General features: G+C 69.1%; 13 protein-coding genes. 2 read left to right on the forward strand and 11 right to left on the reverse strand.

Going from position 1 to position 14,246, the window contains the following annotated elements; genetic code table 11:
* Positions 1 to 63 precede the first annotated feature (63 nt).
* Genes GZ64_RS0116690 through GZ64_RS0116705 form a run of 4 tightly spaced genes read right to left on the reverse strand, consistent with a single transcriptional unit; the run spans position 64 to position 4,507 of the window.
* Entirely contained in the window at positions 64 to 840 is a 777-nt protein-coding gene (locus GZ64_RS0116690) for an enoyl-CoA hydratase-related protein (RefSeq protein ID WP_029267752.1), read from the reverse strand.
* A gap of 28 nt (positions 841 to 868) precedes the next feature.
* The gene (mmsB, locus tag GZ64_RS0116695) at positions 869 to 1,774 is read right to left on the reverse strand and encodes a 3-hydroxyisobutyrate dehydrogenase (protein ID WP_029259512.1); all 906 of its coding nucleotides are present in this window, start codon (positions 1,772 to 1,774) and stop codon (positions 869 to 871) included.
* A complete protein-coding gene (locus GZ64_RS0116700; RefSeq protein WP_029259511.1) occupies positions 1,771 to 2,976 on the reverse strand; it encodes an acyl-CoA dehydrogenase family protein in 1,206 nt (401 codons plus the stop codon). Before GZ64_RS0116700 ends, mmsB begins: the two co-directional genes overlap by 4 nt.
* A 28-nt stretch (positions 2,977 to 3,004) precedes the next feature.
* The gene (locus GZ64_RS0116705) at positions 3,005 to 4,507 is read right to left on the reverse strand and encodes a CoA-acylating methylmalonate-semialdehyde dehydrogenase (protein WP_029267754.1); all 1,503 of its coding nucleotides are present in this window, start codon (positions 4,505 to 4,507) and stop codon (positions 3,005 to 3,007) included.
* A gap of 417 nt (positions 4,508 to 4,924) precedes the next feature.
* Between GZ64_RS0116705 and GZ64_RS0116710 the strand changes: the two genes are divergently transcribed.
* Positions 4,925 to 5,509, forward strand: a complete 585-nt coding sequence (locus GZ64_RS0116710) for an antibiotic biosynthesis monooxygenase (RefSeq protein ID WP_029267757.1) — start codon at positions 4,925 to 4,927, stop codon at positions 5,507 to 5,509.
* A 24-nt stretch (positions 5,510 to 5,533) separates the two neighbouring features.
* Here GZ64_RS0116710 and GZ64_RS0116715 read toward each other — a convergent pair whose 3' ends face one another.
* Positions 5,534 to 6,427, reverse strand: coding sequence for a LysR family transcriptional regulator (locus GZ64_RS0116715; RefSeq protein ID WP_029267758.1), 894 nt, complete (start codon positions 6,425 to 6,427; stop codon positions 5,534 to 5,536).
* 95 nt (positions 6,428 to 6,522) lie between these two features.
* On the opposite strand from GZ64_RS0116715, the gene GZ64_RS0116720 reads away from it, so the two are divergent.
* Entirely contained in the window at positions 6,523 to 7,188 is a 666-nt protein-coding gene (locus GZ64_RS0116720; protein ID WP_021200330.1) for a type 1 glutamine amidotransferase domain-containing protein, read from the forward strand.
* A 40-nt stretch (positions 7,189 to 7,228) separates the two neighbouring features.
* Here GZ64_RS0116720 and GZ64_RS0116725 read toward each other — a convergent pair whose 3' ends face one another.
* From GZ64_RS0116725 to GZ64_RS0116750, 6 genes are all read right to left on the reverse strand, one after another.
* Complete coding sequence (locus GZ64_RS0116725) at positions 7,229 to 8,716, reverse strand: MFS transporter (protein ID WP_029267759.1); 1,488 nt, start codon at positions 8,714 to 8,716, stop codon at positions 7,229 to 7,231.
* Positions 8,717 to 8,887: 171 nt separating this feature from the next.
* Positions 8,888 to 10,021 carry a bifunctional 2-methylcitrate synthase/citrate synthase gene (locus tag GZ64_RS0116730; RefSeq protein WP_029267762.1) on the reverse strand — a complete coding sequence of 378 codons (1,134 nt, stop codon included), beginning with the start codon at positions 10,019 to 10,021 and terminating at the stop codon, positions 8,888 to 8,890.
* 2 nt (positions 10,022 to 10,023) lie between these two features.
* Entirely contained in the window at positions 10,024 to 10,926 is a 903-nt protein-coding gene (gene prpB, locus GZ64_RS0116735) for a methylisocitrate lyase (protein WP_029267764.1), read from the reverse strand.
* On the reverse strand, positions 10,926 to 12,452 hold the full coding sequence (locus GZ64_RS0116740) for an MmgE/PrpD family protein (protein ID WP_029267765.1): 1,527 nt from the start codon (positions 12,450 to 12,452) through the stop codon (positions 10,926 to 10,928). Before GZ64_RS0116740 ends, prpB begins: the two co-directional genes overlap by 1 nt.
* Positions 12,453 to 12,455: 3 nt before the next feature.
* A complete protein-coding gene (locus GZ64_RS0116745; protein ID WP_021200325.1) occupies positions 12,456 to 13,157 on the reverse strand; it encodes a GntR family transcriptional regulator in 702 nt (233 codons plus the stop codon).
* A 34-nt stretch (positions 13,158 to 13,191) separates the two neighbouring features.
* Positions 13,192 to 14,244 carry an EamA family transporter gene (locus GZ64_RS0116750; RefSeq protein ID WP_081859784.1) on the reverse strand — a complete coding sequence of 351 codons (1,053 nt, stop codon included), beginning with the start codon at positions 14,242 to 14,244 and terminating at the stop codon, positions 13,192 to 13,194.
* Positions 14,245 to 14,246 lie beyond the last annotated feature (2 nt).

The raw sequence follows: 14,246 nt of genomic DNA on the forward strand, positions 1-14,246 counted from the left end.
CCCCGATTCCGGCAGACATCTCGTCAGGCACTCGTCTCGTCAGGCACTCGTCTCGTCACGCACTCAGCGGTTCTGGAAGTCGGGCGCCCGCTTCTCCCGGAAGGCCGACATGCCCTCCTTCTGGTCCGCGGTGTCGAACAGCGCGGCGAACGCCTGCTTCTCGTGAGCCAGCCCCTCGGCGAGGGTCGTCTCCATCGCGGTATCGAGCGCGGCCTTCGCGGCGTACACCGACGGCAACGACTTGGAAGCGATCGTGTCGGCGAGCTTCGTCGCCTCGGCGAGGAGATCGGATGCCGGCACCACGCGCGACACGAGCCCGGAACGCTCCGCCTCCTCTGCGCCCATGAAGCGCCCGGACAGCACCAACTCGGCCGCCTTGTAGTATCCGACCGCACGGATCAGGCGCTGCGTACCGCCCATCCCGGGGATCACTCCGAGGTTGATCTCGGGCTGCCCGAACTTGGCGTTGTCGGCCGCGAGGATGATGTCGCACATCATCGCCAGCTCGCATCCCCCGCCCAGGGCGAAGCCGGAGACCGCGGCGATCACGGGTGTGCGCACGGCCGCGAAGTCGTGCCAGACACCGAAGTGATCGGTCTCCAGCATCTGCGCCGCGGACATGCCCTCCATCTCCTTGATGTCGGCACCGGCGGCGAAGGCCTTCTCGGAGCCGGTGACGACGATCGCACCGACGCCCTCGTCCGCATCGAAGGCGAGCGCCGCTGCGGTGACCTCCTCCGCGAGCCGACTGTTCAACGCGTTCAGCGCTTCCGGGCGGTTCAGGGTGATCCACCCCACCCGTCCGCGCTGCTCGACCAGGATCGTCTCGTACTCGGTCATGTCGCCCTCTCCGTCGAAGTACCGATCATCACACGCGGTCGTCGCGGATGTCGGTGATGATGCCGGAGAAGTCTCGCGTCGCGCCGTCGCCGGCCGCGAAGACGGCGTAGATCTCCTGGGCGAGCCGGCCCATGCGCGCATCGGTCGAGGTCTGCTCGATCGCCTGCAACGCGAGCCCGAGATCCTTGGCCATCAGCGCGCCGGCGAAGCCCGGCTGGTAGTCGCGATTGGCCGGGCTCGTGGGCACCGGGCCCGGCACGGGGCAGTTCGTGGTGATCGACCAGCACTGGCCCGAGGCCTGCGAGACGACGTCGAAGAGCGCCTGATGCTCGAGTCCGAGCCGCTCCCCCAGCACGAACGCTTCGGCGACCGCGATCTGCGAGACCGCGAGCACCATGTTGTTGCAGACCTTGGCCGCCTGTCCGAGTCCGGGACCGCCGCAGTGCACGATGCGCTTTCCCATGATCTCGAGCAGCGGCAACGCCGCGGCGAAGTCCTCGTCCGAGCCGCCGACCATGAACGCGAGCGTGCCGTTCTCCGCACCGACCACTCCGCCCGACACCGGAGCATCGACGTTGCGGTGACCGGCGGCGAGCGCGAGAGCGTGTGCAGCGCGCGCTTCGTCGACGGCGATCGTGGAGGATTCGATGAAGAGGGTGCCGGGTCGGGCCGCCGCCAGCAGTTCCGTGCGATAGGCCTCGATGACGTGCTTTCCGGCGGGGAACATCGTGATGACGACGTCGGCCTCGGACACCGCGTCCGCGCCGCTCGGGGCCACGCGGATGCCGGCCACCCGCGCGGCCTCGACGGCGGCGGGGACGAGGTCGAAGCCGTGCACCTCGTGACCGGCTTCGACGAGGTTCTTCGCCATCGGCAGCCCCATGTGGCCCAGCCCGAGGAACGCGACGACCGCCTTCGACGAGGAGGCGTTCATGATGCGCTCCGCGTCTGATCTCCGCCGCTGCGCTGGACCGACGCGGAACCCGCAGGTCGCAGCATCTCGCGTCCGACGATCAGTCGCATGATCTCGTTCGTCCCTTCCAGGATCTGGTGCACGCGCAGATCGCGGACCACCTTCTCGATCCCGTAGTCCTGCAGGTAGCCGTAGCCGCCGTGCAGCTGGAGGGCGCGGTTGGCGACGTCGAACCCGGCATCGGTCGCGAAGCGCTTGGCCATGGCGCAGCGCATCGTCGCATCGGGAGCGTGCTCGTCGACCGCCTGCGCGCCGTCACGCACCATGAGGCGTGCGGCGTGCAGGTCGGTGCGCATGTCGGCGATCGCGAACAGGATCGACTGCTTCTCGGCCAGCGGCTCTCCGAACGCCATCCGCTCGTGCACGTACTGCACGGCCTTGTCGAGCGCCCACTGCGCGCCGCCCAGCGAGCAGGCGGCGATGTTGAGCCGTCCGCCGTTGAGCGCCGACATCGCGATCGCGAAGCCGCGGCCCTCATCACCGAGCATGGCGGACGCCGGAACCCGGACACCGTCGAGGATCACCTGACGGGTGGGCTGAGCGTGCCAGCCCATCTTCTTCTCCGGTGCGCCGAAGCTCAGCGCTTCGGAATCGCCCGGGACGAGGAACGCGCTGATGCCGCGTGCTCCCGGCTCCCCCGTGCGCGCCATCACGACGTAGACGGCGGCCTCCCCGGCTCCGGAGATGAACTGCTTCACCCCGGTGAGCACGAAATGGTCGCCGTCGCGCACCGCGCTGGTCGCGATGTTCGCGGCATCCGACCCCGCGCCCGGCTCGGTGAGGCAGTAGCCGCCGAACTCGGACATGGCGGTGAGCTTCGGCAGCCATTCGCCGCGCTGTGTGTCGTCGCCGTAGGTGTCGATCATCCAGACCACCATGTTGTGGATGGAGATGTAGGCCGCGACGGCGGGGTCGCCCTTCGCGAGCTCCTCGAAGATCGCCACGGTGTCGAGGCGGCTGAGGCCGCTGCCACCGAACTCCTCGTCGACGTAGATGCCGCCGAGGCCGAGCTCGCCGGCACGGTTCAGCGACTCCCTCGGGAACAGGTGCTTCTCATCGCGTTCGGCGGCGTAGGGGGCGAGCTCGGTCTCGGCGAACTCGCGGACGGCGCCGATGATCGCCTCGCGCTCCTCGGCGGTGGTGGTGACGGTGGTCATGGTCATCGTGATTCCTTGTGGGAGGTGTCCGGGGCTAGTGCATGGTCGGGATGACGAAGCTGGCTCCATCGCGGATGCCTGCCGCGGGCCACCGGCTCGTCACCGTCTTGGTCTTCGTGTAGAACCGGAAGGCGTCGGTTCCGTGCTGGTTGAGGTCGCCGAATCCGCTGCGCTTCCAGCCGCCGAACGTGTAGTACGCGATCGGGACCGGGATCGGCACGTTCACGCCGACCATCCCGACCTCGACACGGGCCGCGAAGTCGCGGGCGGCGTCACCGTCGCGCGTGAAGATCGCGACGCCGTTGCCGTACTCGTGCTCCGAGGCCATCCGCAGCGCCTCCTCGTAGTCGGCGGCGCGGGCGATCACCAGGACAGGGCCGAAGATCTCCTCGCGGTAGATCGCCATGTCGGTGGTGACGTGGTCGAACAGGGTCGGGCCGAGGTAGAAGCCCTCCTCGTGCCCGTCGACCGTGAAGCCCCGGCCGTCGGCGAGGAGCGTCGCCCCCTCGTCGACCCCCTGCTGGATGTAGCCTTCGACCCGTTCGACGGCGGCTCGCGTGACCAGGGGCCCGTAGTCGACGTCGGGTGCGAGAGAGGGGCCGACCCGGAGCTGGGCGACACGTTCGGTGAGCTTGGCCGCGAGGGCGTCCGCCGTCTCCTGCCCCACCGGCACCGCGACCGAGATGGCCATGCAGCGCTCACCCGCCGAGCCGTAGCCGGAGCCGATCAGTGCGTCGACGGCCTGGTCGAGGTCGGCATCGGGCATCACGATCATGTGGTTCTTCGCTCCGCCGAAGCACTGCGCCCGCTTGCCGTGGGCCGCGGCCGTCGCGTAGATGTACTCGGCGATCGGGGTCGAACCGACGAAGCCGACCGCGCGGATGCGGTCCTCCGTGAGCAGGGTGTCGACGGCCTCCTTGTCGCCGTGGACCACGTTGAGGACGCCGGCGGGGAGGCCCGCCTCGAGGAACAGCTCGGCGATGCGCACCGGCACCGAGGGATCGCGCTCGCTGGGCTTGAGCACCACCGCATTGCCGGCGGCGAGAGCGGGCCCCGCCTTCCACAGCGGGATCATCGCGGGGAAGTTGAAGGGGGTGATCGCGGCGACGACCCCGAGCGGCTGGCGCATCGAATAGACGTCGATGCCGGTTCCGGCGCCGGTGGAGTACTCGCCCTTGAGCAGGTGCGGAGCGCCGGCGGAGAATTCGATGACCTCGAGACCCCGCTGGATGTCGCCCTTCGCGTCGTCGACCGTCTTGCCGTGCTCGCTCGCGAGCAGCTCGGCCAGCGACGTCATCTCCTGCTGCACCAGGTCGAGGAACCGCAACAGCACACGAGCGCGCTTCTGCGGATTGGTCGCCGCCCATGCGACCTGCGCCTCTTCGGCGTTCGCGATAACGCGACGCACCTCGTCGGCCGAGGCCAGGGGCACACGGGCCTGCACCGCTCCGGTGCTCGGATCGAACACGTCGGCGAAGCGACCCGAGTCGGGAGTGAGAAGCGATCCGCCCACGAAGTGCGGGATAGTACGAGTCATTGTGTGACATCCCTCCGTGCCGTCGTTGGCACATTGGGGAGTTTACTCGGAGTACCGGATATTTACTAGGACATCCTTGTATCGCCCCGCGCCCGCCGCTCGACTCGTGATCGAGGTTGTTCGCGTCTCGTTCACCACCGCGTCATCTCGCCCGGGTACAACTGCAGGTGCGCGGACAGAGACTCAGACCGGATCGGGTGTCACGTCTACCGCGCGCACGGTGAGCGCTCTCGCTCCCGTCGCGGCTCCCACGCCGCGAGACCCCCGCCGAATCGGGTCGGCGGGGGTCCTCCTCGTTCAGGCGGCGACGGCCTGAGCCACGCCGCATCCGAATTAGAATCGACGGTGCGCTGCCACCCCTGGCGCATCCGCTTCGGCGTTCTCACCCCGGACGCCCGTTCCCCCGAGGACCGCACCATGTCCGAACCCCTCACCGTGTCCATCCGCCGCGAAGTCGACCCCGAGCGCATCGTCGAGGCGACCGCCTGGGTGCAGACGGGGGTGAACCTCGCGACGAAGTATCCGGGCTTCCTCGGCTCGGGCTGGGTGCGCGCCGGCGAGGACTCGCAGGTCTGGCACATGCTCTACCGCTTCGCGAGCGAGGATTCGCTCACCGCCTGGGAGCAGTCGGCCGAGCGGGCATGGTGGTTGTCGATGGGCGAGGGCTTCGTGCGCAGCGAGCGCTCCAAGCGTCGCACCGGAATCGAGGGGTGGTTCGACGAGCCGACGACCGGGACGATCACGCTCCCCGCGTCCGGCGGCAGCACCGAGACCGTCACGGTCGCGCCCGCTCCGCCGCGCTGGAAGCAGGCCACCTCGATCTGGCTCGGTTTCTTCCCCGTGAACCTGGCCTTCACCTACGCGATGAGCCCTGTGCCGGGCTGGAACGAGCTGCCGATCTGGCTGCGCGCGCTCGTCACCACTCTCGTGCTCACGCCGATCATGGCCTACTGGGTGCTGCCGTTCGTGACCCGTTCGCTGCGGAGCTGGCTCACCCGCTGAGGCGCCGCACCTCTTCCGCATCCGTCACGCGACGGATGCCCGCAGCGCCCGATCGATCTCGGCCACCGCAGCCGTGAGCGGACCTGGCCGGCGCACCAGGTAGAGGGTGTTGATCGGCGGATCGTCGGTCTCGCGCAGCACGACCAGCCGACCGTCGGCGAGCTCCTCGGCGATCAGATAGGTCGGCAGCACCGTGATTCCCGCTCCGGCGACGGCTGCGGCGGCGAGCGCCCGGAGGTCGGACACGATCAGCGCGGGCTCGCGCTCGAGTCGAATGCCGAACGCATGCCGCCAGTACCGCCGCAGGATCGGTACGTCGTGGGCGTAGGCGAGAAGGGGGACGGTGTCGAGGTCGCCCGGTGCGAGCGCGGACGAAGGAGCGAGACCGAGGGAAGGGGCCGCGACGAGCACGAAGTCCTCATCGACGAGGGCCGCAGAAGGAAGGGCACGGCCCTTCGGTCGGACGGCGGAGATCACGAGGTCGAGGCTTCCGGCACGGAGCTGATCGAGCAGGTCTTCCGCGAGCCCCGCGGCGACCGTGATCCGTTGCCCCTCCGCGATCATCGACGCCAGCGCGGGCATCAGCACCCGCTCGACGAACTCCGCTGCGCCGCCGATTCGCATCGGGGGCGCCTCGGTCGGCGACGGGCTTCCGAGGGCGAGGGCGAGCGCGTCGAGCGGACCGGACAGGCGCGCAGCCAGGTCATCGGCGCGAGGGGTCGGGAGGATCCCCCGCGCGTGACGGACGAAGAGAGGCTCCCCGATGCTCCGCTCCAGAGCCTGCAGCTGCGTCGTCACCGAGGACTGGGCGACTCCCAGCGTGCGCGCCGCCGCCGACACGGACCCGGAGCGGTGCGCGGCGAGGAAGGTGCGCCACAGTGCGAGGTCACGCAACCCATCGCCATTCCGATCACTCATATCGGAAATCTATCGGAATCGGATGCGAGAGCTGTCCGTTGTCCTCGATATCGCATCCTGCACGGCGTCTGCCGTCCGACCCCTCTGGAGCACGCATGTCCTCTGTTCTCTTCGTCGTCACCGCCGCCCGCACCTGGACCCTCACCGACGGCACCGCGCACCCGACCGGTTACTGGGCCGAGGAGCTGCTCACTCCCTATCGCGCGCTGCGCGACGCGGGTCACTCGGTGTCGTTCGCGACCCCGGGCGGCGTCGCCCCCGTCGCCGATGCGTCCAGCCTCTCCGAGGGCGACGCCGAAGCGATCGCCGCGATCCATCAGCTCGCCGCCCCGCTGATCCTGGCCGACGTCGACCCCGCGGACTACGACGCCGTCTACTACCCCGGCGGGCACGGTCCGATGCAGGACCTCGCGGTCGACGAGGACTCGGCCGCGCTGATCACGGCGACGCTCGCCGCCGGCCGCCCGCTCGCGGCCGTCTGCCACGGACTGGCCGCCCTGCTTCCTGCCCGCACCGCAGCCGGAGAATCGGTCGTGGCCGGACGCCGCATCACCGGGTTCACCGATGAGGAGGAGCGCATCGGCGGCCTCGCCGACCGCGCACCCTTCCTGCTCGAGAGCGAACTGCGGGCCCGGGGCGCCGAGCTCGACATCGCCGCCCCGTGGAGCGACAACACCGTGATCGACGGCCTGCTCATCACCGGTCAGAACCCGCAGTCATCGGCATCCGCCGCCCGCGCGCTCATCGCGGCGCTCTCCTGAGCCGTCGCCGGCGCCGCGATCATCGCGGCGCCGGTTCTGCTCAGGCCCCCGATTCCCTGCCGCTCGCCTTCGCCTTCCCTCCGGACTCCACCAGCGAGAGCGGATCCGCGATGTCTTCCAGCGACTTCCCTGCGGCGCTCACCCCGAAGACCCCGCAGACGATACCTCCGAACATCATGATCGCCGCGCCGAGCACGTAGCCCCAGAACAGCGGGCCCCGGTCCCCGCTCTCGGCGCTCTGACCGATCAGGGCGCCGTAGAGCACCGGCGCGATCGCTCCGACCAGCTGCCCGATCGAGAAGATGTACGAGATGACCTGGCTCCGGAGCTCCAGCGGGAAGATCTCGCTGACCGTCAGGTACGCCGCGGAGGCGCCGGCCGAGGCGAAGAAGAACGAGGCGCACCAGAACGCCGTGTGCGTCGCGGCGTTGAGCACTCCGGCGTTGAACAGGAAGGCGCTCACGAGAAGGATGAGGCCGGCGAGCATGTACGTGCCGAACAGCATCCGCCGCCGCCCCCAGGTGTCGAAGAAGTGCCCGAGGATGAGCGCGCCGGCGAGGTTTCCGACCGCGAACACGATGAAGTACTGCGATGCCGACGCCGGCGGGGTGTCGTAGAAGTTCTCGAGCACCAGCGCATACGTGAAGAAGATCGCGTTGTACAGGAACGACTGCGTCACCATCATCGTGATGCCCACCAGCGTGCGCCGGGGATACTTGCGGAAGAGCACCTTCGCGATGACGAGGAACGGCACACGGCCGTACTCCTTGACCGTGATCGCCTTGCTCTCGTCGACCGGAGGGATCCTCTTGCCCTCCTTGCGGATGCGCTCCTCGATCTCGTCGACGTTGCGCTCCGCCGCTTCTTCGCGCCCGTGGGTCATCTGCCATCTCGGGCTCTCCGGGATGTGTCGGCGCATCCAGATGAGCAGAATCCCGAGAACCGGACCGAGGAAGAAGCTGAGTCGCCAGCCGATGTCCTCAGGGAGGATGTCGGTGTTCAGGAAGAACACGTTCGCCACGGCACCGAGCGCCGCGCCGCCCCAGTAGGTGCCGTTGATCGCGATGTCGACGCGGCCCCGGTACTTCGCCGGGATGATCTCGTCGATCGCCGAGTTGATCGCCGCGTACTCGCCGCCGATGCCGGCACCCGCGACGAACCGCCAGATGTAGAAGAACCAGGGCGCGAAGGCGAGTCCGGCGACGGCGGATCCGACGAGGTACACCGCGAGCGAGACGAGGAAGAGCTTCTTGCGTCCGAGGCGATCGGTGAGGCGTCCGAAGAAGAGCGCTCCGAACACCTGCCCGAGCAGATAGCACGTACCGGCGAGTCCCACCTCGGCCGGTCCCATCCCGAGCGTCGCGGCGTAGCCGTTGGCGGCGACGATCTGCACTTCGAGGCCGTCGAGGATCCACGAGAATCCGAGTCCCACGACGATCAGCCAGTGGAATCGAGACCAGGGCAGCCGGTCCATGCGTGCGGGAACGAGCGAGCGGACCTCCTTGACGGTGGTGTCGGATGCGGACATGGACCCTCCTTCGTCCGGGACGCGCGTTCGTCCCGGATACGGTCTTACTCCCGTCGCGCTCCCCGGCGCATCCGCTTGACCCCGGGCTGCCGGCACGCTACAGCCCCGAATCGCGCGAATGGCTCCATCCCGGGCGGAGATGGAGCCATTCAGGCGATGGGAACGCGGAGCTCAGGCGGAGACGTGCCGCTCGTCCGGGCCGTCGTAGAAGGACAGCGGACGGATCAACGCGTTCGCCCCGGCCTGCTCGATCACGTGCGCGGTCCACCCCGTCACCCGCGCCGCGACGAACAGCGGCGTGAAGGTCAGGGTGTCGAAGCCGATCAGGTTGTACGCGGGCCCTGAGGGGTAGTCGAGGTTCGGGTAGATGCCCTTGCGCGCGACGAACTCCGACTCGAGCGCATCGTAGAGAGCGGCGACCTCGGGGCGGTCGTAGTGCTCCACGAGGGTGTCGAGCGCGGCCTTCATGGTCGGCACCCGAGAGTCGCCCTTCTTGTAGACGCGGTGCCCGAAGCCCATGATCTTGCGCTTTTCGGCGAGCGCCTTGTCGAGCCACGGCACCACGTTGTCGGCTGTGCCGATGTCATCGAAGATGTGCAGCACGGCTTCGTTGGCGCCACCATGCAGCGGGCCCTTGAGAGCGCCGATCGCACCGACCACCGCCGAGTAGATGTCGCTCAGGGTCGAGGTGATCACGCGCGCGGTGAACGTCGAGGCGTTGAAGGAGTGCTCGGCGTACAGGATCATCGAGCGGTTGAACGCGTCGACCACCACGTCGTCCGCTTCTTCGCCGAAGGTCATCCAGAGGAAGTTCGCCGAGTAGTCGAGGTCGTCGCGCGGCGCGATGATCTCCTGTCCACGACGGCGACGCTGACCGTAGGCGACGATCGCCGGGAGGGCGGCGAACAGGCGGATGCTCCGCTCGAGGTTCTGCTCCGGACTGCCGCCTGCATCGAGCACGGAGCCGCCGGCACCGGGATCGGAGGCACCGATCAGGCTGACCGCGGTGCGCACTTCGTCCATCGGGTGCGCGTCCAACGGCACCAGATCGATCGCGGTCTTGACGTTGTCGGCCAGCGCACGGTGCTTCCGCTCCTCCAACCGGAACGCCGCGAGCTCCTCGGGCGTGGGCAGCTCACCGTTCCACAACAGGTACGCGACGGCTTCGAACGGCTGCGTGTCGGCCAGCTCCTGCACCGGGTAGCCGCGGTACAGCAGGCTGTTCGTCTCGGGGTTGACCTTCGAGATCGCGGTCGTGTCGACGACGACTCCCGCGAGGCCCTTCTTGATGTCCGGCTCGGTCATGGTCACTCCTTCGTGATGGTGAAGTTGAAGACGCCGGAGTCGAAGTGGTTGTACGACTCGTAGTCGATCAGATCGTAGAGATCGGCGCGATGCTGCATCTCGCCGAGCTTCGAGGTCAGATGCCCCTCCTCGTTCAGGGTATCCAGTGCGCGGCCCGCAGCCCCCATCGAGATGCGCAGCAGCGACACCGGCCAGATGACCAGGTTCACTCCCGCGTCGCGCAGCTGGTCGACCGAGAAGAGCTCGCTCTTGCCGAACTCGGTCATGTTCGCCAGGATCGGCACGTCGAGCGCCTCGGCCATGGCCTCGAACTCGGCGAGCGTGCGCATCGCCTCGGGGAACACCGCGTCGGCACCGGCATCCACCAGGGCCTTCGCGCGGTCGATCGCCGCGTCCAGCCCCTCGACCGCCCGGATGTCGGTGCGCGCCATGATGAGGAAGTTCTCGTCACGACGGGCGTCGGCGGCGGCACGGATGCGCTTGATCGCGGTGTTCTCGTCGACCACGGCCTTGCCGTCGAGGTGGCCGCAGCGCTTCGGGTTGATCTGGTCCTCGATGTGCGTGCCGGCCAGGCCCGCGTCCTCGAGCTCCTGGATCGTGCGGGCGACGTTCATCGGCTCGCCGAAGCCGGTGTCGGCGTCGACGATCGCGGGGAGGTCGGTCATGCGGGCGATCTGCTTCGCGCGTCCGGCGACCTCGGTCAGCGTGGTCAGACCGATGTCGGGCAGTCCCAGGTCGGCGGAGAGCACGGCGCCGGAGATGTAGACGCCGTCGAAGCCCTTCTGCTCGATCAGGCGGGCGCTCAGGGGGTTGAACGCGCCGGGGAAGCGCAGCAGTTCACCGCTCGCGAGCCGCTCACGGAACAGCCGCCGCTTCTCGGCGGGGGTGACGGTGGAATACAGCATCAGAACAGTCCTGCCGGCGTGGGTGCGGCCTCGAGCAGGCCGGGCTTCGCGACGATCGACAGCTCACCGACCTCGGCAGCCGTCAGCTCGGGCAGACGCTGCACGAGGGCGAGGAACCGCTCGATCTCGGCCGGCTCGAGCACGGGCTCTGCCAGCAGACGGAACTTCGCGATGTAGTTCTCGCGGGCGAACGGGCGTGCTCCCAGCGGGTGCGCGTCGGCCACGGCGATCTCGTCGACCACTGTCGAGCCGTCGGTCAGGCGGATCTCGACGCGACCGCCGAACGCCTTCTCTGCCGGGTCCTCCGAGTGGTAGCGGCGGGTCCACTCGGCGTCTTCGGCGGTGGTGATCTTGTGCCACAGCGCGACGGTGTCGGCGCGGCCCGCGCGCTCGGGGGCGTAGGAGTCGACGTGGTGCCACCCGCCATCCTGCAGCGCCACCGCGAAGATGTACGGCACCGAGTGGTCGAGTGTCTCGCGCGAAGCGGTCGGGTCGTACTTCTGCGGGTCGTTCGCGCCGGAGCCGATCACGTTGTGGGTGTGGTGGCTGGTGTGGATCACGATCTGATCGATGTTCGCGGGGTCGCGCAGCGCCGGGTTCTCGATGCCGAGCTTGCGGGCGAGGTCGATGAGCGCCTGCGCCTGGTACTCGGCCGAGTGCTCCTTCGTGTACGAGTCGAGGATCGCGCGCTTGGGCTCGCCGGCGGCGGGCAACGGCACGTCGTACGCCGCGTCCTTGCCGTCGAGCATCCAGGCGATCACACCGTCTTCGCCCTCATAGATCGGGGCGGGACTGGTCTGTCCGCGCATCGCCCGGTCGACGGCTTCGACGGCCATCTTGCCGGCGAAGGCCGGAGCGTGCGCCTTCCAGGTCGAGATCTCGCCCTTGCGGCTCTGACGCGTCGCGGTCGTGGTGTGCAGCGCCTGGCCGACGGCCTGGTAGATGGTCTCGACGTCGAGCCCGAGGAGGGTGCCGATGCCGGCCGCGGCAGACGGGCCGAGGTGGGCGACGTGATCGATCTTGTGCTTGTGCAGGCAGATCGCGCGCACCAGGTCCATCTGGATCTCGTAGCCGGTGGCGATGCCGCGCACGAGCGCCCGGCCGTCCTTGCCGGTGTGCTGTGCGACGGCGAGGATCGGCGGAATGTTGTCGCCGGGGTGCGAGTACTCCGCCGCGAGGAAGGTGTCGTGATAGTCGAGCTCGCGCACGGCCACACCGTTGGCCCAGGCCGCCCACTCGGGGCTGGTGCGGTGGTCGAGGGCGGCACCGAAGAGGTTCGCTCCGACGCCGCCGGTGGAGACAGGATGGCTGAACGCCTGCGCGCGGGCCGCGTTGATCGGGGCGCGGGTGAGGGAGGCCGCCGCCACCGAGGCGTTGTCGATGATGCGGTTGATGATCATGTCGACGACGTCCTGCTCGACCTCGACCTGATCGGCGGCGACCTGGGCGATCTTCCAGGCGAGCTGGTCTTCCCTGGCGAGGTTCTCGTTGCTGCGGTGCACGCGGACGTGGTGGGTGACAGTCATTTCTTATCCTTCACTGGTGCGGGGGTCGACGGTGGTGCGGGGGTCGACGGTGGTGCGGGGGTCGAGCGAATCGAGGATGCCGGCGAGCGCGTTGTGCAGGTGCACGTGCGTGGCGTGGGCGGCGAGGTCGCCGTCGCGCGCGGCGAGCGCCTCGGCGATGGTGCGGTGCTCTGCGGCGGAGGCGGCGAGGCGGGCGGGCTTGTCCCGGGCCATCCGACGCACGCGCACGAGGTGCGTGCGCACGGTGCGCAGCGCCGAGGCGATGTAGTCGTTCGCGACGGCCGCATCGAGCGCGGCATCGAAGCGGGCGATCAGGGCGTAGTACGCGTCGCGTCCCTCGACGGCGTCGAGATCGACGTGTGCGAACTCGTCCGCGAGTGCCGCGAAGAGCTGCGCGTCTCCTCTGGCGGCGGCGAGACGGGCGGAGCTCTCCTCGAGGGCGCGGCGGATCTCGAAGAGGGAACGGATGTCGTCGGCATCGAGACCCGCCACCACGGTGACCCGCGGCGACTGCTGCACGACGAGCCCGTCGGCGATGAGGCGCCGGAGCGCTTCGCGCATCGGCGTGCGGCTGACGCCCAGCCGCTCGGCCTGCTCGACCTCGCCGAGCACGACGCCGGCTGCCAGCGTGCCGGACTGGATGTCGTCGAGCAGGGCCGCGTACGCACGATCACTCGCGGAGGTGCGTTCGACGGCGATGGTCATGCCCTCAGTGTATACATAAAGCCAGGCTGCGGGCTCAGAAGTCGTCCTCGGCGTGCTTCCCGTATACATTATCGGCCGCGGGCATCGGCTCCACAGGCACCGGCCCCACAGGCACCGGCTCCACAGGCACCGGCTCCACGAACTCCGGCGCCGCGGGTTCGCCCAGCTTGACGACCACCACACCCACGAGCACCAGCACGCCACCGAGCGCCTGCAGCAGGTCGGGGAGCTGTCCGAGCAGCAGCCAGCCGAACAGGAGCGCGGCGACCACCTCGGCGAGCGCCACGAACGAGGCGAGTCGCGACCCCAGCATCCGCGTCGAGGCGATGCCGAGCAGGTACGCGAGCGCGGTCGCGACGACGCCCATCGCCAGCACCGGCACGAACCAGGGCACACTGCCGAACCGGTAGGCGATGTCGTCGGTCGTCCACCGGATCGGCAGCACACCGATCGCGCCGGCCACGGTGAGCCCGAGCGCGCCGAGCAGCAGACCGCTGCCGGCGAGAGCGATCGGCGGCAGCCCCGTGTCGGCTTTGGCCGAGAGCACGAAGTACGTCGCCGCCCCCACCATGGCCCCGAGCGCCCACAGGATGCCGGCCACGTTGACGTCGGCGCCGGTGAGGATGTCGAGCATGAGCACCAGTCCGACGAAGGCGATGGCCGCACCGATGATGCTCCGTCGTGTCGGACGCTCCCCCCGCCGCAACCAGAGCCACAGCAGCACCGCGATCGGAGCGGTGTACTCGATGAGCAGCGCCAGTCCGACATCCATGACCGCGACGGCCTGGAAGTAGAAGAGCTGGGTCGCGGCGACTGCCAGCAGTCCATAGGCGAGGATCATGCCCGCGTTGCGCCGCAGCAGCCCCCACCGTCCGCGCAGGGACAGGATCGCGGGGATCAGCAGTACGAGCGCGGCGACCCAGATGCGCGCGGTGACCGCGGCACCGGGCGTCCATCCCGCATCGATGAGCCCGCGCGCCCATCCACCCGACATTCCGAAGGCGAAAGCCGCGGCGATCGCCAGCGGCAGCCCGAGGCGCACCCCGCGGGCGGAAGCGACCGCCCTGTCACTGCTCACCGTGCTCATGA

The organism is Microbacterium sp. Cr-K32, from assembly GCF_000708345.1.
GTDB classification, from domain to species: domain Bacteria; phylum Actinomycetota; class Actinomycetes; order Actinomycetales; family Microbacteriaceae; genus Microbacterium; species Microbacterium maritypicum_A.